Source organism: Trichococcus shcherbakoviae, assembly GCF_963666195.1.
GTDB classification, from domain to species: domain Bacteria; phylum Bacillota; class Bacilli; order Lactobacillales; family Aerococcaceae; genus Trichococcus; species Trichococcus shcherbakoviae.
On sequence record NZ_OY762653.1, the window covers coordinates 2,586,224 to 2,610,261 of the forward strand.

Genomic DNA, 24,038 nt, shown 5'->3' on the forward strand with positions numbered 1-24,038 from the left:
AAGCAGAGGCACCCGCTTCTCGCCTAAGTGGACAATTGCGTCCTTGGGCCAGATATGTACAAGTAACTTGCAGCAATGCGAGTATTGTCGGCGGGGTAGTATGACCCGCCGACTTTTTTCTGCGTTCTTTCTCTCAAATATCATGGAGGTGAACGACCATAGCAAAAGATATGATGGTTAACGACGGCATCCGTGCCCGCGAGCTACGCATTATCGGTAGTGACGGCGAGCAACTAGGAGTCAAATCGAAAAGTGATGCATTGCAGATTGCAGAAGCAGCAAATTTAGATTTAGTTTTGGTATCGCCAAATGCAAACCCGCCCGTTGCCCGTATTATGGATTACGGCAAGTTCCGTTTCGATCAACAAAAACGTGAACGTGAAGCCCGTAAAAACCAAAAAGTGGTAAGCCTTAAAGAAGTGCGCTTGAGTCCTTCCATCGACGAAAATGATTTTCAAACGAAAATGCGGAATGCTCGCAAATTCTTGGAAAAAGGTGACAAAGTGAAAGCATCCATCCGATTCAAAGGACGTGCGATCACCCATAAAGAAATCGGACAAAGGGTCCTTGATCGCCTTGCATCTGAGCTTACTGACGTTTCGACGATTGAATCTCATCCTAAAATGGACGGAAGAAGCATGTTCTTGATGTTGGCACCAAAAGCCGATAAATAAATTTGTAACTTAATTTAGGAGGAAAGACAAATGCCAAAACAAAAAACTCACCGTGGTTCAGCTAAACGTTTCAAAAGAACTGGTAACGGCGGACTAAAACGTTGGAGCGCTTTTACAAGCCATAGATTCCACGGAAAAACGAAGAAACAAAGACGTCAATTGCGTCAAGCTTCAATGGTTAGTGCATCTGATATGAAACGCATCAGCCAACAATTATCACAAATGAAATAATTCTAAACAACAATACGAGATAGAACTTTGGTTCTAATAAGGAGGAAATCACTATGCCACGTGTAAAAGGTGGGACAGTAACCCGTAAACGCCGCAAAAAGATTATTAAATTATCTAAAGGTTATTACGGTTCAAAACATACATTATTCAAAACAGCTAAAGAACAAGTAATGAAATCTTATACTTATGCTTACAGAGACCGTCGTCAAAAGAAACGTGACTTCCGTAGATTATGGGTCACTCGTATCAACGCGGCTGCTCGCATCAACGGCATGAGCTACAGCACTTTGATCCACGGATTGAAACTTGCTGGTATCGAAATGAACCGCAAAATGTTGGCTGACTTGGCTGTTACAGACGCTGCAGCTTTCACTGCAGTAGCTGAACAAGCTAAAGCTGCTTTGGCTAAATAATTTTTGAATCGCTGCCTCCCCGGTCTTTGACTGGGAGTGCGGCGATTTTTTGTTTTTCTTGCAGTAAATGCTATACTTATCTTATGTCACTAAATCAATGGGGGTATCATTTTGGAAGAGAAAGAATTACAAATGCTGATCGAATTGACGGATGCGAGAGGCGTTCCGGGCAATGAAGGCGAGGTCCGCGAAGTCTTCAGACGTTATGCCGAACCTTTCGCCGAAAGCTTTTCGCAGGACGGATTGGGCGGTCTCTTTGCCAAACATACAGGAGCGGAAGAGGGGCCGACCATTTTGTTGGCGGGGCACTTGGATGAAGTGGGATTCATGGTCACGAGCATAACCGAGAAGGGTTTCATCAAATTCCAAACTTTGGGAGGTTGGTGGAATCAGGTCATGCTTGCCCAGCAAGTGGAAATCACCAACTCGAAAGGCGAGCGCTGCCACGGAGTCATCGGCTGCAAACCGCCGCATGTCCTTACGCCGGAAGCACGCAAAAAGCCATATGAAATCAAAGATATGTTCATCGATATCGGCGCTTCTTCAAAAGAACAAGTAGCGGAATGGGGCATCAAGCCCGGTGATATGATTACGCCGTACATTTCCTTCAAACGCATGAACGATTCCAAATTCCTGTTGGCGAAGGCTTGGGATAACCGCATCGGATTGGCTGTTGCGCTCAAAGTGTTGGAAAATGTCGCCAAATCTGGACACCCGAATGTGATTTTCAGCGGCGGAAATGTCCAGGAGGAAGTCGGTCTGCGCGGAGCGAAGACGGCCACCCACATGATCCGTCCGGACATCGCATTTGCCTTGGATACAGGGACGGCAGGGGATACCCCGGGAATGACGCCTCAAGAAGCGGATTCCGAATTAGGGAAAGGGCCGCAGTTATTGATTTATGATGCATCGATGATTCCGCATCGTGGCTTGCGCGACTTCATTGTCGGCGTTGCCGAAGAATGCGAAATTCCATTCCAGTACACAGTCATTACGGGTGGCGGAACGGATGCAGGCGCCCAACATCAGAGTTTGGATGGCATTCCTTCCTTCGCGATCACAGTGCCAGTACGTTATCTGCATTCGCACACGTCCATGATCCATGAAGATGACTATCTGAATGCAGTCAAATTGGTCACGGAATTAGTCAAACGTTTGGATGCCGATACGGTCAAACAAATCCGCGAAAACGTATAAAAACAAGAGCAGCATGAATATCTGTCGAAAAGTATCCACATATTTTCGTTGATGGATAGAGTAAGATATAGATAATGATAATGTGGGTATCAAGAAAGCGAGAGGAGGGGATGGCAGGATGGAGAAGATGAAAAGACGTATCGCAATCATCGGCGGCGGGCTGAGAGGATTGACAGCCGCTTATGAAATCGATAAAGCCATCCGGGAACAAAACCTCCCGTTTGAATATGTCATACTGGAAGAGCGAGCCGCTGTCGGTGGCATGATCCACACGATTGATATGGATGGTTATGCGATTGATGTGGGAGCATCAGCTTTCGATTCGAGAAGGGCGGATATTTCCGGTTTTCTGCAGGAATTAGGCTTGGAAAAGGAAAAGCAATTCAGCAATGGGGGCAAACTGGTGTTGTTCGATGGAAATGCGGTAATTGATGACGTTATGCCAACCTACCACGGCATGCCGCTTTTCCTTAATGATATTTGGCAGGCAAATGGATTGACCTTGGATGCAAAGCTGCGAGCGTTCATGAACAGTATTTTCCTCTCCAAGAATCTGCATGAAAACCCGGAATATTCCACCGACAACTTTTTGGAATTCCGTTTGGGGCGGGAAGTGGTCGATTATATGGCTGAACCCTATTTCCCGGATAACGTCTATGGCTCCATGGAACTGATGCCAGTAAAATTATTCGATGAAAATTTGGTGACTATCTACGGGAAGGCGCACATAGGCAAGGACAAAAAAGAGCAACTGATGCGTTACGCCGATGGATCTGGCCAGGAGTATACCTTCAAGGAAGGTTTGGCAAGCTTAACCAAACGTCTGGCCCAACACCTGGAAGGCCATCTATACATGAATCAGAAAGTGAAGTCGTTGAGCACTGTGTCAGATGATCTGCTGTTGGTTGAACTGAATGGACGCGAATCCATGCGTGCGGGAAGTGTCATCGTCACAACAAACCCACAGGAATCTCTTGGGTTTTTGGATGGATTCTCTAATGAAATTGATTTCCCAAAAGCCCAAAGCACGAGCGTAGGCACAGTTTTTTTCAAAATAAATAAAAAATCAGTCAAAAACCTGCCTGAAGGGCAAGGATTTGTGATTCCACGGAGAAGCTCTTTCCATAGCACCAAGCTTGTCGTTTTGAACAACAAATGGCCGCTGTTTGAACAAGCGGACTATTATTACGTGCTTGTGGAATTCGGCAGACGGCTGGAAGAAACCTTGATAGAATTAGCCGATGATCTTGTGATGGATATCATCAAAAATGAAGTAAAGGAAATTTTGACCTTGAGTGAGGAACCTTTGCAGTCCACATTTTATCGTTGGGAAAAGGCCGTACCTCATTTTAGTCTGCAACAAAGACAAGAGATGCTGGAGGCAGGCTATCCAGCCCGTCAAGAGTATGCAAAAAGAGGCATTTTTGTCGGGGGGAACGGGATCACTGGTTATGGAATGGAAAATGCCATCATTGAGGGGAAGCGCTTGGCTGATGAGGCGATCCGTTACATGAAAAAAATGGAAAATAATGACAGTTTGAATACATAATGAAACAGTCCGCCTATCTGTGTGTTTACAGATAATGGTGGACTGTTTTTAATTTCATATAGTGTTTAATTTTATTTGGTGCTATAATGAATCCACCGATATAAAACTGTTATCGTTTTTTGAAAAAACTGTTTCTTTTGGTTGCTATGAAAGAGTTTGCCGTTGAGGATGGCTAGAGGCATGATATAATCTGGATAGGATTCTTTGTTTATCAGATATTGGATTGGAGGACATTTAATGGAATTGACAATTTTGGGCTGCATGGGCGGCTATCCCACAAAAGATGTCGGTACGACAGCTTATCTGCTGACATCCGATGATTTCAGACTATTGATCGACGTCGGCAGCAACGCTTTGTTGTCGCTGGAGCATCATTTGGACCCTTTGGATTTGGATGCGCTCATCCTGACGCATTATCACGCAGATCATATTGCGGACTTGGGTGTCCTGCAATATACTTTTCAGCTGAAAGATCCTGCAGAAGGCAAGGTAAAAAAAGTACTGCCGATATACGGGCATACTGAATCGGAATTTTTCCGCTTGTTGGAGATGACGGGAGTGAGCGAAGGGATTGCCTATGCTCCGGATGAGACGTTGGAATTGGGGCCATTCCGGATCCGTTTTTTGAAAACCATCCATCCGGTTCCGTGCTATGCGTTGCGGATCGAGGAGATCGCCACCGGAAAGGTCTTCGTCTTCGGGGCGGATTCAGCTTATTTACCAGCATTCGTGCCTTTTGTGAAGGATGCTGACCTGTTCATGGCTGATGCGAACCTGTTCAACGGCAACGAGCGACACCATGCGCATATGACTGCAGGCGAAGTTGGGGCGATAGCCGAAGAAGCGGCAGTCAAACAGCTGATACTGACGCATTTGCCGCAAAAAGGCGAGCTATCTGTGCTGCTGGGTCAAGCGAAAGAAGCAGCACCGTCCGTATCCGTCACGCTTGCAGAAAAGGACCGGATCGTCACAATTTGATTGTGTTCATCAACCAGAACGAAGCGAAACAACAAATCGAATCAAGAATGGGAGAGGTATAAACATATGTATTTTGTGGATAATCAGGGACAGTTGGATCCCAGCGTAAATATTGCCTTAGAGACATTTTTATTGAAGGAAAAAATCTTAGATGAGCCGATACTGTTGTTCTATATCAATGAGCCGTCGATCATCATTGGCCGCAACCAGAATACGATCGAAGAAATCAATGCGGATTATGTCGAAGCGAATAAGATACACATCGTCCGCCGTATGTCCGGGGGCGGTGCAGTGTACCACGATTTGGGGAACTTCTCTTTCTGCTTCATCACGAAGGATGACGGTGATTCATTCCGTGATTTCGGAAAATTCACAAAACCGGTCATTTCCTTTTTGCACAGCGTAGGCGTCAAGGAAGCTGAATTAAAAGGCAGAAATGATCTGGTCATCGGAGAGAAAAAATTCTCGGGGAATGCCATGTATGCGACAAACGGAAGAATGACCGCCCATGGGACAATCCTTTTCGACTCTGATCTGGATGCCGTAACCGGCGCATTGAAGCCACGCAAAGAGAAAATCGAATCGAAAGGCATCAAATCGATCCGCAGCCGCGTGACCAACATCAAACCTTTTGTTGATGAGGCTTATCAAGACCTGACTACGGAAGAATTCCGAGACTTGATGCTGTTGTCGATTTTTGATGTAAAAACGCGTGAGGAAGTAAAAGAGTACCATTTGACCGAGGAAGATTGGAAACGCGTTTATGAAATCCGCGAAGAGTACTTCGGCAACTGGGATTGGAATTACGGCAAATCACCCAAATTCGAAATCCAAAAACATCATCGTTTTCCGATCGGGTCCATTGAAATCCGCATGAACGTTGAAGATGGGCATATCCAACAGCTGAAGGTTTTCGGAGATTTCTTTGGCTTGGGGGAAATCAAGGATGTTGAAGATGCTTTTATCGGAGTCAAATATGCCAAAGAGGATATGCTTGCCAAATTGAATGAACTTGACATCAAAAAATACTTCGGTAATGTGACAGCAGAAGAATTGCTTGAAGAATTGTACTGATAAAGAAAGAGAAGCCCCGCAATTTGCGGAGCTTCTCTTTTACATCTGTAGGGCTGAACAACCCGTTCAGCATTTCTTGGCCAGCTTCACGGGTTAGCCCTTCGGAAAAGATAAAGGAACCCCTTGTCTCTACGAGCCAAGGATACTATTCGACTAACCTGCTGACGCAGGAAGTCTCTCAGCATATTGCGCTCTACGATGCTCATACGGTATGATTTCCTAAATTTCTTTCAGGGCTGAACAACCCGTTCAGCATTTCTGTTATCTGTGGAGGCCGATTGCTGTTTCCATGCGTTTCAGTGTTTCGGAGGCAACAGCATTCGCTTGTTTTGCGCCTGCATCCAAAATATCATCCAGTTCTTTGGAACTCAATAACTCGTAATAACGATTCTGCATCGGTTCCAATTCAGCAATGATGGCATCCGCCAGTTTTTCTTTGAAATTACCGTAGCCTGAGCCCGCAAATTCTTTGACCAAGTCATCGATCGAGCGATCAGTAAAGGCCGAGAAAATCGTCAATAAGTTCGAGATGCCAGGCTTATTTTCTTTATCGTATTCAATAATGCCGCTTGAATCGGTGACAGCACTCTTGATTTTTTTGCGGATGACTTTTGGTTCATCCAGCAAGGAAATGTAGCCTTTTGTGTTCTTGTCGGATTTGCTCATTTTGCTGGTAGGGTCTTGGATGCTCATGATCCGTCCGCCGTCTTCGGGAATCATTGGCTCCGGCATGGAAAGGATTTTTTTGCTTTTGCCATATTTATTGTTGAAACGCTGCACAAAATCCCTTGTCAATTCCATATGCTGCTTCTGATCTTCGCCGACAGGGACGAAATCCGTATTGTAGAGGACGATATCCGCTACCATCAAAGGAGGGTAAGTCAGCAATCCGGCCGAAACCGTCTCTTGTTTGGATGATTTATCTTTGAATTGGGTCATTCGTTCCAATTCGCCCAAGTAAGTGTTGCATTGGACGATCCAAGCAGCTTGCGCATGGGCAGGGACTTCCGATTGGATGAAGATGGTCGACTTGTTCGGATCGATTCCCAGCGCCAAATAAAGTGCCGCCAATCCACGTGTTCTTTCGGTCAAAGTGGCTGGATCTTGTGGTACGGTGATCGCATGCTGATTTACGATGCAATAGGTGCAGTCGTAATCTTCTTGGCGTTGGACGAATTGTTTCATCGCTCCGATGTAGTTCCCGATTGTCGGGATACCGCTGGGCTGAACGCCGGAAAATATTTTCTTTTTCATAGAAAGCCTCCTAGGTTAAGTACGTCATTATTTATTATAACGCAAATCGGGTTTGTATTCACGATTTAAATCGAATGCACAAAGTCGGATGACTGTGGAGGCAATGGAAGCGTTTTTAAAATTTAGACTGAATTCGGAAAAAAATAATTATCAAACAATATTTATTATAAATTGTAAAATTTCGAATTTGAGATACGTTCGGTTAAAATGCTGTTAGATAAGGTTTTCACAAACTTCTTGCTGACTATTGAAAAGTGAAGATGTGTCGTAAATGTGACAGAATTTTGTAGAACCCTAAAAAAAAGGATAGCTATTGTGTGCGTATTGGTTTATAATAGTATATGTAAGTGATTCACAAACAAAACTTACAAAAAAAGGAGAGATCAGAGATGGTAACATTATATACTTCCCCAAGTTGTACCTCATGTCGCAAGGCACGTGCATGGCTAGAAGAAAATAACATCCCTTATACTGAAAGGAATATATTCTCCGAACCTTTGACAGAAATTGAAATCAAAAGCATCCTGAAAATGACTGAAGAAGGCACTGAAGAAATTATTTCCACTCGATCCAAAGCGTTCCAAGAACTGAACATCGACTTAGACGATTTACCTTTAAATACATTATTCACTCTGATCGAGGATAATCCCGGCCTGTTGCGTCGTCCGATCATTCTGGACGAGAAACGTTTGCAAGTGGGATACAACGAAGACGAAATCCGTCGTTTCTTGCCGAGGGAAGTCCGCGCGTTGGAACTACAAAAAGCGCAAAGATTGGCAAACTTCTAGTCAACAGCAACTAAACAGGAATCAACAGACAAGTGCACCGGATCAACGGCTGTACTTGTCTTTTTTGACCGCAAAACGTTGGCATTTTGACAGGAAAGAAACGCTCAGATGAGAAAACAAATGAGAAGTTAAAAGATTTTGTGCTTTTGTCTTTACATTTTTGCGATTTGATTTACAATGGGTATAAGAAAAATAGGGAAAGAAAAGTGGGGTGAAGCATGATGGAAATGGAAAACATCAACGAAAACACAATTCGCGTTTTGATTGAGAATTCTGATTTAGAGGAAAGAGGCATCACCTTTCTGGATTTATTAGGAAATCAAAAGCAAATCGAGAGCTTTTTCTACAGCATCCTGGAGGAAGTCGATGTTGATAATCAATTTCATGAATCAGATGCAATTACTTTCCAAGTGCTGCCTAATGGGAATGGCTTAGAGTTATTCATCAGTAAAGGGATGAATAATGAAGACGACTTCGACATGGCGAATGGCTCCAATCAATTGGAGCATGTAGTGGATTACATCAAAAAACAGACAAAGAGCTTCAACGCACGGGATAAAACGGATGTTGAATCCGAAGAAGATGATATGGCACCGGTGGAAGTCGTATTTAAATTCCAGAGTTTTGATGATTTCTTGGAGCTGGCGAAACGGATGTTTTTGGAGAGCGGCGTATCTTCGCTTTACTATTATGATAATCAATATTATTTGACGGTTGTCTATTTCATAGATGAGATGACGGAAACGAATATCGATAACGAAATTCTGAAGGCTTTGGAATTTGCGGAGGAATCTGATATCGCTGTTGAAATATTGGGCGAATACGGTAAGTTGGTCATCCAGGACAACGCATTGGAATCAGCCAGACACTACTTTAAATAATCTGATCCGACCCCGAAAAGGGTCGGATTTTTTGTATTTCAAGAAGATGATTATTTTAAGTGAAATATGCTGCATTCCCAACCGATGGCTAGCGTTCCAAGCCTGCCTCTCGGAAAGAGATTAAGGAACCCCTTGTCTCTTCGAGCCAAGGATACTGTTCGACTAACCTGCTGACGCAGGAAGTCTCTCAGCAATTGCGCTCTGCGATGCTCATTTGCATGGGACTCTTAGGGATTCATCCCTTAGAGTCCCAGTATAAGGTGACCGTAGGGAACGTTGCGAGGCCAGATTTCCTAAATTTCTTTCGAGGCAGAGCGGGCTTGGAACGCTTTTCTAATTCTTTTGCGGATATTATGGGAAACGGAGAGAAAGGGCGGTTGCTTATGCTGATCGCTAGAAATGCAAGTGGAGAATTGATTCAGGCTTACCAGGCTTCAAAACAAAAAGGCAAGAATCTCGAAGAGTATTATTGTCCGGCCTGCAAAGGGAAGTTGGTGCTGAAAAATGGAAACATCATGGTTGCGCATTTTGCCCACCATCAACATTCGGATTGTGCCGTTTTTTCGGAAGGCGAAACGCTTTCCCACCTAAAAGGGAAGCAGTTGCTTTTTGAAAAATTCAAGAGTGAAGGTTTTGAAGTCACACTGGAGTGTTGGCTGCCGGAATTGCAGCAGCGCCCGGATCTACTGCTAGTTCTTGGGGATGGAAAGAAAATTGCTGTGGAGTACCAATGCAGTCCGATCTCGCCTGCCGATTTGTTGGCGCGGACGAAGGGATACCAACGATTCGGCTACGAAGTATGGTGGATTTGTGGGATGAACTATCAACCGGGCAGCACCAAAATGACGCAGTCCATCTATCAATTCTTGAAGCATTCCGTCGCACTTGGAAGTTGGATCGGTATTCTGGATACCCAAACGGAAGAAATGGCCATCTATCACCACCTCAAGTTGGGAAGTGATGATCGTTTTCATTTTGTGAAGACTGCGATTCCTTTGGATGGACTCAAACTTGCTTGCTTAGAGAATCTCTACAGGGAGGGGCATTTGCCAGGTGCTGCCGATTTGATGCCTAAAGCTTGCGAAAAAAATGTCCCACGAAAGCATATGCAGGCGAAGGATATCAATCTGTTGCGGTACCGCACCGACCCGGAGCACCGGAAATTTCTGTTGGCGGTCTATCTCGATCGGAAGGACCTTTATCATTTGCCGGCATTCCTGTTCGAATTACCTTGCCGAACATTAGGCATCCGCACACCGGCATATATTTGGCGGTACTATCTTCTCCGGGATTTCAGCGATCCGGAAACGACAACGCCTCTCACCAAAAAACAGCTGCTTGATTGGCTGTCAAAATGCATACGCATGAACATGATCCGGACAAGGACGTCGAAGGAAGCTGATGAGGCGAATTTATGGGAACCGTTGCTCCAATTCATGATGCGTCTGGTCGAGGATGGGCATGCCGCAGCCATCGGCAGGGAGGAATGGATCCTGCTTTCCGCGCCGTTGGAAGGGAAAACGGATATTCAGCATTCTTGCTTGGGGTAGAACCTGTATATTCTTGCCAGTATCCTTTCGGTCCCAAGGTATGATAAAATTATACTATTGAGAAATTAGAGGGGGAAACCGCATGACAAACACACAAAAACGACTGAAGAGAGCGGAGGTCCCGGAGACTTCCACATGGGATTTGACAACGATCTTTGCGACAGATGAAGCTTTCGAGAAAGCGTTGGACGAATTAGCGGGTGCAGTGCCGTTCGTGAAGGCCTTGCAAGGATCCATCGGCTCAAGCAGTCACTCCTTGCTGAAAGGGATTGAAGAAGTCCTCAAGATCAACCAGAAATTGGAACGGGTCTATGTTTACTCCCATCTGAAGAATGATCAGGATACTGCGGACAGCCTGTATCAGAATCTGCACGACAAAGCTTTGTCGATCTTGACGAGCGTCAGTGAAGCGACTTCTTGGTTCGAACCGGAAATACTGGAGATTCCGGAGGACGAGCTGGAGAAATACTTGGCAGAGAACGAAAAGTTGCAGCCGTATGCGCATCTTTTGGATAGCCTAACCTCTGCTCGTGAGCATGTCCTGTCCGCCAGAGAAGAAGAGTTGTTGGCGGGGGCTGGGGAAATCTTTGCTGCGCCAAGCAAAACCTTCTCGGTTCTCAATAACGCAGACATCACCTTCCCGACAGTCAAGAACGAGGAAGGCCAAGATGTCCAACTGACTCACGGTTTGTATGGGCAGCTGATGGAAAGTCCGGATCGGGAAGTGCGCGAAGGGGCCTTCAAAGCGCTCTACCAAACGTATGAGGGTCTGAAAAATACGTTTGCGACCACCTTATCCACGAACGTGAAGGCGCACAATTACAAAGCCAAAGTGCATAAATATGAATCTGCCCGTGCAGCGGCGCTGGCGAACAATCACATTCCGGAAGCGGTTTATGATACGTTGCTCCAGGTGGTCAATGAGCATCTGCCTTTGTTGCATCGCTATGTGGACTTGCGCAAGCAATTGTTGGGTGTCGAGGAGTTGCATATGTACGATATGTATACCCCGTTGACAGGGGAGGCACCGATCAAATACAGCATCGAGGCGGCGACTGAAGAAACCTTGCGCGGCCTTCAGCCGCTGGGAGAGGATTATCAGGCTATCCTCCAGGAGGCATTCGGCAACCGTTGGATCGACTGGCTTGAGAATGAGGGCAAACGCAGCGGAGCTTATTCTTCCGGCGCCTATGACACGAATCCGTATATCCTGATGAATTGGCAAGATTCATTGAATCAACTGTATACCTTGGTCCATGAACTGGGTCACAGTGTGCACAGCTATCTGACGAGAAAGAATCAGCCCTATGTGTACGGCGATTATTCGATTTTCCTGGCCGAAATCGCTTCGACAACAAACGAAAATATTTTGACTGATTATTTGCTGAAGACCCAGACCGATCCCAAGGTCCGCATCTATATCTTGAATCATTACCTTGACGGCTTCAAGGGAACGATCTTCCGTCAAACCCAATTTGCTGAATTTGAGCACTACATCCATCAGCAAGCCTTGGCAGGTGTTCCTTTGACACAAGATTTCATGACTTCTTATTATGCAGAACTGAACGCCAAATATTATGGTCCAAGTGTCGAAAAGGACCCTGAGATTGGAATCGAATGGACCCGCATCCCGCATTTCTACTATAATTACTACGTTTACCAATACGCAACCGGCTTTTCGGCTGCGACGGCATTGGCAAAACGGATCGTTGAGGGAGAGGAAGGCGCGTTGGAGCAGTACCTTGCCTATCTGAAAGCAGGAAACAGTGACTATCCGATTGAAGTGATGAAAAAAGCAGGCGTGGATATGACTCAGTCCGCTTACATTGAGGATGCCATGAAAGTGTTCGAGGAACGTCTGAACGAACTGGAACAATTGATTGCGGCGCAACAAGCTTAATCAAAAAGAATCCATGTCATAAAAGCGTCTCGTCAGTAAAATAAACAAAAAACTTCGCGGCCAATTGGGGCCGCGAAGTTTTTTAGCATCAGTGTGTGATGCGTAGGTAGTTTTTTCCGATTGTCGTGATATTTGTTTTTTTCATGTTGGCACTCTTCTGTTCGCATGCAACCGAGCAATCTTTGATCACTTCATGAAGTACCTCGGCAGTGATGTTGTCCTCCAACAAGAGGCCGTATTGATAATTCAGATTATCAAAGATGACAAGAGACGGATTCGTTTTGATGTTCATCTCTTGCGCGATGTGCTGGTCCGCTTCGTAGCTGCTTTTTACGAAAGGTGATTCCTTATCCTCGAAGAACATATCGACGTCCAGTTTGGCTTTGACGGCGACTTCAGCCAACAGTTCATTTGAATAGATGGTCTTGCCATCCGCAAGTGATTTCTGCAGATGGAGCAAAAAGTTGCGGCCGCGTTTTTTACCTTGCATCAAGGCAGCCTTGTATGCCAATGAGGCATCATAGATTGAACTATATATTTGATTACGTAAGGTAAGATCCTTTTCCGGTAAATTTAATCGCTTCATATACTGAGTGACGGTATTGAAATTATGGAACGTTATGAAACGGAAGTGGACTTTAGGTCCATCCAACGAACTCATGAATTTCAGGACTTCTTGTTCCGTACGGTAGCATTTGTAGCCGATCGGGTTCACAAATAGATAAAGCTCAAAAATTTGTTGAGGAGAAGAGATAGAATCAGTTGTATTCTGTTTTGACCTATACATTTTATCCCTCCCTCTTTCCTATTTTGCTTACTTTTAGTTTACCAAAAAAAAGCCTAAACAAGTAGCAATAAGGCTTTTCTAAGAACAGTCTTTTCAAAACAGGCTATTCTCCCGTGCAACCTTCATTTTTCTTGTTCAGTATCACTTGTTTTATTGTCAAGGTGTATTTTACGAGACAATTTACATTATTGCAACTAAATCGACTGATTTTTTTATCTTGTATGGCCTAGAATCCGATTTAAATAGAAGGATTTCACGTTTTTGTCTGTTTTCGCGCAACGAAATAAGCAAAAAGACCCATTCTCCGCTTGGACTTCCGGAGGGTAGGTCTATCTGTATGAACCGTTGTCGGTTACCGATTATTGGTGCGTAGTCGAATTGGGATAGGCCAGCATGCGTTCGATTTTTTGTTTCGCTTTTCGGACTTTGATATCGTGAAGTTTCAGGAAAATTTGGAACGCGAGAGCCCCTTCTTCCAAAGACTCGGACTCGAATTCCAATTCGTAATCCATTTGATCTTGGTAGAAGCTTTTATCCAAGAAGTAGGTACCTTTGTCCCCGGGGAAATCATAACGGATGGTAGAGAGCTGGCCGATGATCCTAAGGTCTTCTGTCGCAATGCCCAACTCCTTCAGTTTATCGGCCACATTTCCCGATGCTTTGATCCGGTGGGAATCGACCAATGCTTTTGCTTCATCAAGGGTCAGATCATCGTTCGTTTCCAATTTTTCATTCTCCTGAATAGGTGTTTTCAGTGTGATTTCACCTTTATGTTCATACATACGGATGCGCAGTCCGCTGTTCAGGCCCTTGAGTTTAAAGTCAGGTGTATCGAAATAGACGTTTGTTTGTTTGATGGGTTCTGTTGCTTCAAGGTTGAAGGCAGTAAGCAACGCTTCGTATTCTTCTTTATTCAATAGGTTTTTGAATTCTTTTTCAATATTTTGGCTCATCGTCATTACTTCCTTTCGGTTATGAGGTTCGTTTTGGTCGGAATCGCTGATCAAAAATTCGAGCCTTCGTTGCGGGCCGTTCATCAGCATATATACTGGCAGGCGATGCGAAAACTTATTCTTATTGTATCATAAGTTTTGCGCAGTTGATTATTTGGAGATGCTGGCGCGGATAACGCAGCCTAATAATATGAAGAGAAAATGAATTCGGTCCTTTTCGACAAGAATTGTATAGAATCATAAATAATTGTGATAAAATAAAGTAGCATATACTATATGATAGGGTGTCGTTCTATGGAAAATAAGGAAGTTGAAAACTGGGATTCATTTTTAGCACCGTACGAACAAGCGGTAGAGGAATTAAAAGTTAAGCTGAAGGGAATCCGTAAGCAGTATCGCGATGAGAATGTGCATGCACCCATTGAATTCATCACTGGGCGGGTCAAAAAGAAGGAAAGCATATTGGAAAAGGCGGAAGTCCGGGATATTGACCTGACCAGACTGGAACAGGATGTGCAGGATATTGCCGGCTTGCGGATCATGTGCCAATTTGTAGAGGATATACATGAGGTTGTGCGCCTTCTGCGCGCAAGAAATGACTTTGAAATCATTATAGAACGGGATTATGTTACACATAAAAAAGAGAGCGGTTATCGCTCTTACCATATGGTGATTGAATATCCGGTCCAGCGTATTTACGAAGAAAAGAAAATATTGGTCGAAATTCAGATCAGGACTCTGGCCATGAATTTTTGGGCAACGATCGAACATTCATTGAACTACAAATATCGGGGCGAATATCCGGAAGAACTGCATGACCGTCTGATACGTGCGGCAGAAGCCGCTTTCCGTCTCGACGAAGAGATGTCGGAAATTCGCGAAGAAATAAAGGATGCTCAACGCTATTTCTCTGACAAAAGAGATGATAGCCGATGAGATCGGTCGAGAGGAGATCAGATATGAAAATTGCACTGGTCCATAACCAGACGCCAGAGACTTTATCGGTTGCGGCGAAATTCAAAGAGATGTGCCTCGCTGAAAAGATTGAGATTGTCACGGACCATCCGGATCTGGTGGTGTCGATCGGGGGAGACGGCACCTTGCTGTCAGCTTTCCATAAGTACGAAGACCAATTGAGCCAAGTGCGTTTTGTGGGGATCCATACCGGGCACCTGGGCTTTTATACAGATTGGCGGACCTACGAACTGCCGGAGCTTACCGAAAGCCTAAAGCATGATAAAGGGGAAAGCGTGAGCTATCCCTTGCTCGATGTCCGCGTCAAGTATGCGGATGAAGAGGAAGAAACCCGCTACATCGCTTTGAATGAAGCGAGTCTGAAGAAAATGGACGGAACGATGGTTTGCGATATCTACGTGAAGGATGAACTGTTCGAGACATTCCGTGGCGATGGTCTCTGTGTTTCCACACCAACAGGTTCGACGGGGTTCAGCAAGTCGCTGGGAGGAGCCGTTATCCATCCACGAACGGAAGCCATCCAGCTGACGGAGATGGCCTCGGTGAATAACCGCATCTATCGGACGCTGAGCTCGCCTATGATCATCGCGAAAGACGAGTGGATCGTGATCTATCCGCACAAGGAAGATCGTTTGATTTTGTCTGTGGATCACTTGACATTCAAGAAAAGAAGCATCGAAAGACTGGTTTATCGGATTGCCCGAGAGCGTGTACATTTCGCACGTTATCGTCATACGCATTTCTGGGATCGGGTCGAAGATGCATTCATCGGCGTAAAGAAAAACGATAGGAACGAACGGGCAAAGGAGCAGTGAATATGGCGACTAAAAAGTGGCTGCTGAAGACACGTTTGAAGGAACAGCACATCAAAAAGCTAAAAGAACTCTATCCCGATTACGATATGGTTACCGATGATGCTGAAACAGAAGCGTTCAGTGAAGTCGAGTGGACTGTCGGCTGGAACGACAGATTGACCACACTTTTGGAGGAAGGGCATTTGCCTGCATTAAGATGGGTCCAAGCGATTTCGGCCGGCGTGAACAGCCTTCCGTTGGCAACCTTTGAAAGACAGGGAATCTATTTGACGAATGCGAGCGGCATCCACAGCGAACCGATTGCTGAATACGTCATCGGCGTATTGCTTTCGCATATGCGCGGATTGCGGACTGCGATCTTGAATCAGCCGCAACGGAAATGGGAACAGACGACGGAGCTCCAGGAGCTGAAAGGCAAAACGATGATGATTGTCGGAGCGGGCCACATCGGCAATCGCTTGGGAGAATTGGCTAAAGCCTTCGGAATGAAGGTCATCGCTGTCAATCGCAGCGGCAAGGAGATACCCGGTTTGGATGTGACTGTCAAAATGGATAACATTGGCACGGTCATAGACTTTGCAGATGTTGTCGTGGACATTCTCCCCCAAACGGATGAAACCTACCGTGTTTTTGATGATGCTCTTTTTTCACGGATGAAAAAAGGCGTTCTCTTTGTTAACGTTGGGCGTGGCGTCACGGTGGACAGCGATAGCCTCATCAAGGCTTTGGACAACGGGACAGTGGCCTTTGCGGCGTTGGATGTGTTCGATGAGGAACCGTTGCCTGCCGGCAGTCCTTTGTGGAATCATGAAAAGATACTGATCACCCCGCATTTTTCGGGTGTGGTTGAGCATTTCCGCGACAATCTGTTTGAGGTTGTTTCAGAAAATGCAGAGAGTTATAAAAAATACGGCAAACCAAGCCGCAACCTGATTGATTTTGAAAAAAAATACTAACAGTAAAGCAGGGCTGCACCAGCGATTCAGATGGTGCAGTCCTTTTTTGTTGACATTTTTTTTCGCGATGACGGGGCATGAGTTGTGGAATGCCCTTATTTTGGTTAGAATAGGAATGTATGTTGCCGAGCGGAATCCTGAAGGTTCCAAGACCATGGGGTTTGTTGGGTAACCTGTTCCAAGTTTGAAATAGCTCGGGACAAACTAAGGCGGCAGGCCCGCACACAGAGATTCGGTATAGAGTAGGGGTAGTGTAAAGTGATTTTTAGCTGGATATATGAAAAAGAAGAGACGACACTGATGAAGACTTTTTTACGTTCAAAGGGCGTATCAAAAAGTCTGTTGGCCACCATCAAATTCGATGGAGGCTGTATCTGGCTGAACGGCAAGGAAAGAACGGTATTGGCGACCTTGGGAAAAGGCGATAAAGTGATGATCCGCATACCGGATGAAGGGGAACATGAAACGACTGTCGGAGTGGACATGCCTTTGGACATTTTATTTGAGGACGACCACTTTTTGGTTGTGAACAAACCGTTTGGCGCTGCTTCCATCCCATCGAAGGTGCACCCGCGTCTTTCCATGGCGAATCGCGTGAAAGGCTACTATCAGCGTCAAGGCTACGTGGACCAAGTCATCCATATTGTCACGCGACTGGATCGAGATACGACAGGCGTCATGCTTTTTGCAAGGCATGGGTACGCGCATGCTCTGATGGATACGCTATTGCGCAACAAAGAAGTCGACAAAACATACCGTGCGGTTTTATCCGAGACCGTGCTGACGGAAACGCATGGATTCATCGATGCCCCTATCGGCAGGACTGAGGATTCGATCATAACGCGAATGGTGCGGGAAGACGGGAAACAAGCGCTGACGGAATACTGGTTGGATAAGTCCTATCCGGATGGACAGACTGTCAAAATCAAGTTGCATACGGGCAGGACCCATCAAATTCGCGTGCATTTCACCTCAATCGGTGCGCCTTTACTTGGGGATGACCTTTATGGAGGGAAAGCTGACCCAGACATGTTGCGGCAAGCCCTGCATTGCGAGTCATTGGCATTTGTGCATCCGATCAGTGGAGAAGCTTTAAAGATAGAAGCACCATTGCCTGATGATTTCATCAAATGGGAAAGCAGACAGAGGGATAAGGAGGCTGATATCCATGCTGGAACCACAATATGAATTTGAACTGGACGAAGCGTTGGCAAAAATCCGCGAATCGTTCCAGGGAGAGAATATCGAAAGATTCCGTTCCGATTTTTTGGACTATCACCTCTATGATCAGGCCCAGATTTATCTGGCGTTGTCCCCTGAAGAACGCATAACGGTGTACAATTATCTCTCCGCGAACGAAATGGCGGACATGTTCGAAATCATCGAAGAAGATGTGGAATCGATTGAAGAGTATCTTTTGGAAATGAACAATCAATACGCGGCCGATATGTTGGCAAACATGTATGCCGATAATGCAGTGGACATGCTGAAGCAACTGAAGGATGAACGGATTTGGCTTTATCTGCGCTTGATGCCTACAGAGGCGGCGAAAGAGATCCGTGCCTTATTGAGTTATGAGGATGAGACTGCCGGGGCCATCATGACGCCGGAATTTGTCTCTATCGTAGCCAACCAGACGGTCCGATCCGCGATGGCTATCCTTAAAAGTAAAGCGCCTGACGCGGAAACGATCTACTATATCTACGTCGTCAATGTGGATAATGTGCTGGTCGGGGTCATTTCCTTGAGGGATCTGATCGTGAATGATGAAGATATGATGATCAGCGATATCATGAGTGAACGGATCGTATCGGTGAATGTAAAAGAAGGGCAAGAAGATGTTGCCCATAAAATCAGGGACTATGACTTCCTGGCTGTGCCGGTAGTCGACGAAAACAATGTATTGCTGGGTATCATCACCGTCGATGACATCATCGACGTCATCGACGAGGAAGCCGTCAGCGACTTCTCCGGATTGGCCGGGGTCGACGTTGAGGAGCAATCAGAAAACCCTTTTGTGGCAGCATCCAAACGTTTGCCGTGGTTAATTACGCTATTATTCTTGGGTATGGGTACTTCCACTTTGATCAGTCAGTATGAGGGGTTGATTTCGGATGCATCGATTCTTTCCGTATTTGTCACCTTGATCACCGGGACATCCGGTAATGCGGGGACACAATCACTTGCCGTCGCAGTCCGGAAAATCGGCATGCAGGATGATGAGGAGAAAAATTTATTCCGTACAATTTTATCCGAGTTGGCGACCGGTTTGATCTCCGGGTTGGTTACTGGTATAACGATTGCGCTTGTCATCGGTGTTTGGAAACAGAACTTCATTTTGGGTGGGATCATCGGTATTTCCATGTTGGTTGCCATCACGGTGGCGAATCTGGCCGGTAGCTTGATTCCGGTATTGATGGATCGCCTTGGCTTTGATCCTGCCGTCGCAAGCGGTCCGTTCATCTCGACATTCAGCGATTTGACTTCAGTTTTGATCTATTTCAACATCGCAAAACATTTTATCACCACACTCATGTAGGTGCAAAAAAACAGGCAATGGAAAAGCATCCGCTTTGGCTGTGTCCATTGCCTGTTTTTTTGGCTCAGTGCTATAGTATTTTATCCATATCATGGTGCTGGATGCCGGCTTCTTCGTATTCTTCGCCGCAGATTTTGTAGCCGACTTTTTCGTAAAAACCGATGGCGTGGTTTTGTGCTCCGAGGAACAGGCGCTTGCCGCCGATTTCGCGGACGTGCCTTTCGATTTCCTTCATCAGGATGCTGCCGTATTTCTTTTCCCTTACGGCTTTGCGGATGGCGACGCGCTGCACCTTGTATTTTCCGTTTTCCATCGGATAAATGCGGGCAGTGGCAACCGGAATGAATTCTTCATATCCGACGAGGTGCAAGGTTTTATCTTCCAAATCGTCGATTTCTATGGAGACCGGCACCTGCTGCTCCTCCACGAATACTTCTTTACGGATGTCCAAGGCATCCCTGTAGGTTTTGGATTTTAAGTCTTGTGTCCATTCAAAATGCAACAATGCGTATTCCTCGCTTCCAAAATTTGTTGGGTTCGCTGGAACCTCTTTTCTTATTTTACCTGAATCGGCATTTTTTGTCTGAATTAATTGTTTTTGCCTCATTTTGTTGGGTTCTTTTGCTATACTTATATAATCAGCAAGAGGAGGAAATAATTTATGCCAGACATAATTGAAACGATCCAACAATTGACAAACATCCCATCGCCGACTGGGTATACCGCGGAAATCATCGATTTTTTGGATGAAAACCTGAAACGGAAGGGGTACCAACCTGAAAGGAATCATAAGGGCAGTCTGATGGTGACGGTTAAAGGCGCTGAAGATCAAAGCAGACGATTCGTGACAGCGCATATCGATACGCTGGGAGCGATGGTGCGCGCAATCAAACCGGACGGAAGACTGAAAATCGACCTGATCGGCGGCTTTACCTACCATTCCATAGATGGGGAATATTGTACGGTCCATAGTGCGGCTACAGGGAAAGATTGGACGGGAACAATACTGTTGCACCAAACGAGCGTCCATGTCTATAAGGATGCACGTACGGCTGAGCGAAACCAGGACAATATGGAGATCCGGCTGGATGCAGAAGTGCACACCGCCAAAGATGTCTCTGCGCTTGGCATCAGAGTAGGGGATTTCATAAGCTTTGCGCCTCGGACAGAAATTACCCCGTCCGGTTACATCAAATCAAGGCATCTGGACGATAAAGCCAGCGCGGCTATCCTGCTGCAGTTCCTGCACCGCATCGCGGACGAAAAATTGACACTGCCTTACACGACTTGTTTCTTCTTTTCGAACAATGAGGAAATCGGCTACGGGGGCAACTCGAATATGCCGCCGCACACGGTGGAATATTTGGCCGTCGATATGGGCGCGATGGGCGACGACCAGCAGACTGACGAATACACCGTGTCCATCTGCGTGAAAGATGGATCGGGTCCTTATCACTTCGGACTTCGGCAGCAGTTGGTCGGATTATGCGAATCACAGGAGATTCCTTATAAGCTGGATATCTATCCGTTTTACGGCAGTGATGCTTCCGCAGCCATGAAAGCGGGTTGGGACGTCCGCCACGCGTTGATCGGACCGGGGATCGATGCAAGCCATGCTTATGAACGTACCCATCGGAAGTCCTTGGAAGCCTGCTCCAAACTGTTGGAAGCGTACCTGTCCGCCCTGATGATCGGCAAACTGCCTGAGAAACAAGGGGATATTGAATGGAACAATTAAGGAAAACGAATCTGCTTTACTGGAGTGTTTGGCTTTTAGTGATGGCGTGCCTGATATGGGTGTCAACCAAAATCGACTTTATTTTTTATCCGATCGGCACCTTCATCTCGACGATCTTCACGCCGGTGCTTGTGGCGGGGTTTCTGTATTATATTTTCACTCCGTTCATCGAAATGCTCGAGAACAGGCTGAACATCAAACGGCCGATAGGCATCCTCATTGTCATGGTTCTGCTGATCGGCATCGTCATCTTCTCTTTTTTGGGGCTTATTCCGAATCTCGTAAGCCAAATCGGAGAACTGTTGACTAATTTGCCTAGCGTGGTCCGTTCCTTGAATAAACTCTATCAACAAGTGATTGAACAGGAATGGGTTCAGCGACTGGATATCCCAACCCAATTGTCTCAGTTGAGCGGAAATGTCCAAAGCAGCATCAGCGCCTTCCTGAACGGCTTGACGGGCAGCATCGGTTCCGTGCTCTCAGCTGTAGCCAACATCGCGTTGCTTGTCATCATCATTCCATTGATTTTTTTCTACATGCTGAAGGATGGACATAAGTTTCCTGAAGCGGTCGCTCAATTGCTGCCGCATGAATATTCCTCCGATGTACTAGCGTTGTTCAAGGAAATCAATAAAACCATCGCCAAATACATCAGCGGGCAGGCACTTGTATGTCTGTTCGTCGGGACATTCACCTTTATCGGGTATCTGCTGATCGGACTTCCGTACGCCTTCCTGCTGGGGGTCACGGCAGCCATCACGAACATCATTCCATACCTGGGGCCATACATCGGCTTGATTCCGGCAGCGATAATCGGATTGACAGTCTCCCCGACAAAAGCGCTGTTGGTCTGTGTCGTTGTGTTGGTGGTACAGCAAGTTGAATCGAACATCATTTCACCGAACGTCTTGGGGAAAACGTTGGATATGCATCCGCTGACGATTCTGTTTCTGCTGTTGGCTGTAGGCAAAATATCCGGCGTTCTGGGAATGATATTGGCGATTCCCGCGTATGCAGTCGTGAAAACCATCGTCCAATATGTCCACCGTTACGTCAAAAACAGAAAGAAAAAAGTGTTATATAAAGAATAATAAAAATTAATGTGGATTCCAAGGGTTATTGATTGCTTTTTACCTTTGGAATCCTTTATTATGTAAAAAGTGTTAAGGGCATAACGAGTCAATTTGTGCAGTTTTTATTATGAATTATGAGAACGGCGGCAATTGGTTTGTGCAAAATATATTAATACGGAAATTTTAGGAGGAAGTACAATGAAAGTAATCGTAGTGGGATGTACACATGCCGGAACGTCAGCAGTGAAGACAATTTTGAAGGAGAATCCAGGTACTGAATTAACAGTATACGAAAGAAACGACAACGTTTCATTCTTGTCATGCGGGATTGCGCTCTACGTCGGCGGTGTCGTGAAAGATCCACAAGGATTATTCTACTCTAACCCTGAGGAGCTTGCTTCACTAGGCGCAAACGTAAACATGCAACATGATGTAACAAACATTGATACAGCAGCTAAAACTGTTTCTGTGAAAAACTTAGTTACCGGCGAAGAATTTCAAGACACATATGACAAGTTAGTTTTAACGATCGGCTCATGGCCAATCATCCCGCCAATCGAAGGAATCCAGAGCAAAAATGTTTTGCTTTGCAAAAACTATAACCAAGCAAAAGAAATCATCGCACGCAAAGACGATAAAAAGAAAATCGTCGTTGTCGGCGGCGGCTACATCGGTATCGAGTTAGTTGAAGCTTTTGCTAACGACGGTAAAGAAGTGACGTTGGTCGATGGTTTGGATCGCATTTTAAATAAATATTTGGATTCTGAATTTACGGACATCCTTGAAGATGACTTGCGCGCACATGGCGTAAAAGTACAATTGAATGAAATGGTTAAAGGCTTCAAAGATAACGAAGCTGGAGACATCACAACTGTTGTAACGACAGGCGGAGAATACGAAGCTGAAATGGTCATCTTATGCGTAGGCTTCAGACCGAACACTGACCTTGTCAAAGGCCAAGTGGACATGATGAAGAACGGTGCCATCATCGTGAATGACTACATGCAAACAAGCTTGCCTGACGTTTATGCAGCAGGCGACAGCTGTGCGGTAAACTACAATCCGAACGGCGGACATGCATATATTCCATTGGCAACAAACGCTGTGCGCATGGGATTGTTGGTTGGTAAAAATATCAACGGACCTAAAATGAAATACCGCGGAACCCAATCCACTTCCGGATTGTACCTGAATGGCTTCACTATCGGTTCTACCGGTGTGAACGATGCAAGTGCTGAAGCTTTCGGACTTGAAACACGCTCCGTAGTTCTGGAAGACTTCTACCGTCCGGAATTCATGCCATCAAATGAAAAAGTGTTGATGAAACTTGTCTACGAAGTAGGTACGAACCGCATCGTCGGCGGACAGTTGATGTCCAAGTACGACATCACACAATCAGCCAATACCTTATCATTGGCTATCCAAAACAAAATGACGATTGAAGATTTGGCTCTTGTGGACTTCTTCTTCCAACCTCATTTTGACCGTCCTTGGAACTACTTGAACTTGTTGGCTCAAAAAGCATTGGAACAAGAAGCAGAATTAGCTGCTAAATAATTCAATTCCTTAAATTTGGAACCCCTCCGTTAATCGCTCAGGTGATTAACGGAGGGGTTCTTTATGGGATGGACGGTGTTTCCGGATAAAACACTTGTTTTTTTTGCCGGGTCATTAGATAATGAAAGGTAACAATGAACTTTCAAAGAGATATTA

At 45.6% G+C, this 24,038-nt stretch carries 23 protein-coding genes; 19 read left to right on the forward strand and 4 right to left on the reverse strand.

The window, feature by feature from the left end:
- Positions 1–170: 170 nt before the first annotated feature.
- The 7 genes from infC (at position 171) to ACKPBX_RS12270 (ending at position 6,116) form a co-directional block, all read left to right on the forward strand.
- Positions 171–674: a translation initiation factor IF-3 gene (infC, locus tag ACKPBX_RS12240; RefSeq protein WP_086628383.1), complete on the forward strand. Its 504-nt coding sequence runs from the start codon at positions 171–173 to the stop codon at positions 672–674.
- Between the two features lie 30 nt (positions 675–704).
- The gene (rpmI, locus tag ACKPBX_RS12245) at positions 705–905 is read left to right on the forward strand and encodes a 50S ribosomal protein L35 (protein WP_086628382.1); all 201 of its coding nucleotides are present in this window, start codon (positions 705–707) and stop codon (positions 903–905) included.
- Between the two features lie 53 nt (positions 906–958).
- Complete coding sequence (rplT, locus tag ACKPBX_RS12250; RefSeq protein ID WP_086628381.1) at positions 959–1,318, forward strand: 50S ribosomal protein L20; 360 nt, start codon at positions 959–961, stop codon at positions 1,316–1,318.
- A 111-nt stretch (positions 1,319–1,429) separates the two neighbouring features.
- Positions 1,430–2,515 carry a M42 family metallopeptidase gene (locus ACKPBX_RS12255; protein WP_119093185.1) on the forward strand — a complete coding sequence of 362 codons (1,086 nt, stop codon included), beginning with the start codon at positions 1,430–1,432 and terminating at the stop codon, positions 2,513–2,515.
- A gap of 118 nt (positions 2,516–2,633) precedes the next feature.
- Complete coding sequence (hemG, locus tag ACKPBX_RS12260) at positions 2,634–4,064, forward strand: protoporphyrinogen oxidase (protein ID WP_319995535.1); 1,431 nt, start codon at positions 2,634–2,636, stop codon at positions 4,062–4,064.
- Positions 4,065–4,301: 237 nt separating this feature from the next.
- A complete protein-coding gene (locus ACKPBX_RS12265) occupies positions 4,302–5,042 on the forward strand; it encodes an MBL fold metallo-hydrolase (RefSeq protein ID WP_319995536.1) in 741 nt (246 codons plus the stop codon).
- Between the two features lie 66 nt (positions 5,043–5,108).
- Positions 5,109–6,116, forward strand: coding sequence for a lipoate--protein ligase (locus ACKPBX_RS12270; RefSeq protein WP_119093183.1), 1,008 nt, complete (start codon positions 5,109–5,111; stop codon positions 6,114–6,116).
- A 261-nt stretch (positions 6,117–6,377) separates the two neighbouring features.
- Here ACKPBX_RS12270 and trpS read toward each other — a convergent pair whose 3' ends face one another.
- Positions 6,378–7,370: a tryptophan--tRNA ligase gene (gene trpS, locus ACKPBX_RS12275; protein ID WP_319995537.1), complete on the reverse strand. Its 993-nt coding sequence runs from the start codon at positions 7,368–7,370 to the stop codon at positions 6,378–6,380.
- Positions 7,371–7,759: 389 nt separating this feature from the next.
- On the opposite strand from trpS, the gene spxA reads away from it, so the two are divergent.
- The 4 genes from spxA (at position 7,760) to pepF (ending at position 12,489) form a co-directional block, all read left to right on the forward strand.
- Positions 7,760–8,158 (forward strand): transcriptional regulator SpxA, encoded by a 399-nt coding sequence (gene spxA / locus ACKPBX_RS12280; protein ID WP_086628375.1) that lies wholly within the window; start codon positions 7,760–7,762, stop codon positions 8,156–8,158.
- Between the two features lie 218 nt (positions 8,159–8,376).
- Positions 8,377–9,039, forward strand: coding sequence for an adaptor protein MecA (locus tag ACKPBX_RS12285; RefSeq protein WP_233436801.1), 663 nt, complete (start codon positions 8,377–8,379; stop codon positions 9,037–9,039).
- A 383-nt stretch (positions 9,040–9,422) separates the two neighbouring features.
- Positions 9,423–10,589: a competence protein CoiA gene (locus tag ACKPBX_RS12290; protein ID WP_319995538.1), complete on the forward strand. Its 1,167-nt coding sequence runs from the start codon at positions 9,423–9,425 to the stop codon at positions 10,587–10,589.
- 82 nt (positions 10,590–10,671) lie between these two features.
- The gene (gene pepF, locus ACKPBX_RS12295) at positions 10,672–12,489 is read left to right on the forward strand and encodes an oligoendopeptidase F (RefSeq protein ID WP_086628373.1); all 1,818 of its coding nucleotides are present in this window, start codon (positions 10,672–10,674) and stop codon (positions 12,487–12,489) included.
- 88 nt (positions 12,490–12,577) lie between these two features.
- Here pepF and ACKPBX_RS12300 read toward each other — a convergent pair whose 3' ends face one another.
- Positions 12,578–13,276, reverse strand: coding sequence for a DsbA family protein (locus ACKPBX_RS12300; protein WP_119093178.1), 699 nt, complete (start codon positions 13,274–13,276; stop codon positions 12,578–12,580).
- A 359-nt stretch (positions 13,277–13,635) separates the two neighbouring features.
- Entirely contained in the window at positions 13,636–14,229 is a 594-nt protein-coding gene (locus ACKPBX_RS12305) for a CYTH domain-containing protein (protein ID WP_319995539.1), read from the reverse strand.
- A 294-nt stretch (positions 14,230–14,523) separates the two neighbouring features.
- Between ACKPBX_RS12305 and ACKPBX_RS12310 the strand changes: the two genes are divergently transcribed.
- The 5 genes from ACKPBX_RS12310 (at position 14,524) to mgtE (ending at position 19,514) form a co-directional block, all read left to right on the forward strand.
- Positions 14,524–15,165 carry a GTP diphosphokinase gene (locus tag ACKPBX_RS12310; RefSeq protein WP_086628370.1) on the forward strand — a complete coding sequence of 214 codons (642 nt, stop codon included), beginning with the start codon at positions 14,524–14,526 and terminating at the stop codon, positions 15,163–15,165.
- A 23-nt stretch (positions 15,166–15,188) separates the two neighbouring features.
- Positions 15,189–16,019: an NAD kinase gene (locus tag ACKPBX_RS12315; protein ID WP_319995540.1), complete on the forward strand. Its 831-nt coding sequence runs from the start codon at positions 15,189–15,191 to the stop codon at positions 16,017–16,019.
- 2 nt (positions 16,020–16,021) lie between these two features.
- Entirely contained in the window at positions 16,022–16,975 is a 954-nt protein-coding gene (locus ACKPBX_RS12320; protein ID WP_319995541.1) for an NAD(P)-dependent oxidoreductase, read from the forward strand.
- Between the two features lie 300 nt (positions 16,976–17,275).
- Positions 17,276–18,163 carry an RluA family pseudouridine synthase gene (locus ACKPBX_RS12325; protein ID WP_370738854.1) on the forward strand — a complete coding sequence of 296 codons (888 nt, stop codon included), beginning with the start codon at positions 17,276–17,278 and terminating at the stop codon, positions 18,161–18,163.
- Entirely contained in the window at positions 18,144–19,514 is a 1,371-nt protein-coding gene (gene mgtE / locus ACKPBX_RS12330; protein ID WP_140186045.1) for a magnesium transporter, read from the forward strand. The genes ACKPBX_RS12325 and mgtE overlap by 20 nt, the downstream gene beginning before the upstream one ends.
- Before the next feature lie 70 nt (positions 19,515–19,584).
- On the opposite strand, the gene ACKPBX_RS12335 is transcribed toward mgtE, so the two are convergent.
- The gene (locus tag ACKPBX_RS12335; RefSeq protein ID WP_319995542.1) at positions 19,585–20,019 is read right to left on the reverse strand and encodes a GNAT family N-acetyltransferase; all 435 of its coding nucleotides are present in this window, start codon (positions 20,017–20,019) and stop codon (positions 19,585–19,587) included.
- 156 nt (positions 20,020–20,175) lie between these two features.
- Between ACKPBX_RS12335 and ACKPBX_RS12340 the strand changes: the two genes are divergently transcribed.
- The 3 genes from ACKPBX_RS12340 to ACKPBX_RS12350 all read left to right on the forward strand — a co-directional run bounded on the left by ACKPBX_RS12340 (position 20,176) and on the right by ACKPBX_RS12350 (position 23,882).
- Entirely contained in the window at positions 20,176–21,252 is a 1,077-nt protein-coding gene (locus tag ACKPBX_RS12340; RefSeq protein WP_119093174.1) for a M42 family metallopeptidase, read from the forward strand.
- On the forward strand, positions 21,240–22,343 hold the full coding sequence (locus tag ACKPBX_RS12345) for an AI-2E family transporter (RefSeq protein ID WP_086628364.1): 1,104 nt from the start codon (positions 21,240–21,242) through the stop codon (positions 22,341–22,343). The genes ACKPBX_RS12340 and ACKPBX_RS12345 overlap by 13 nt, the downstream gene beginning before the upstream one ends.
- Before the next feature lie 180 nt (positions 22,344–22,523).
- Positions 22,524–23,882 carry an FAD-dependent oxidoreductase gene (locus ACKPBX_RS12350; protein WP_086628363.1) on the forward strand — a complete coding sequence of 453 codons (1,359 nt, stop codon included), beginning with the start codon at positions 22,524–22,526 and terminating at the stop codon, positions 23,880–23,882.
- Positions 23,883–24,038 lie beyond the last annotated feature (156 nt).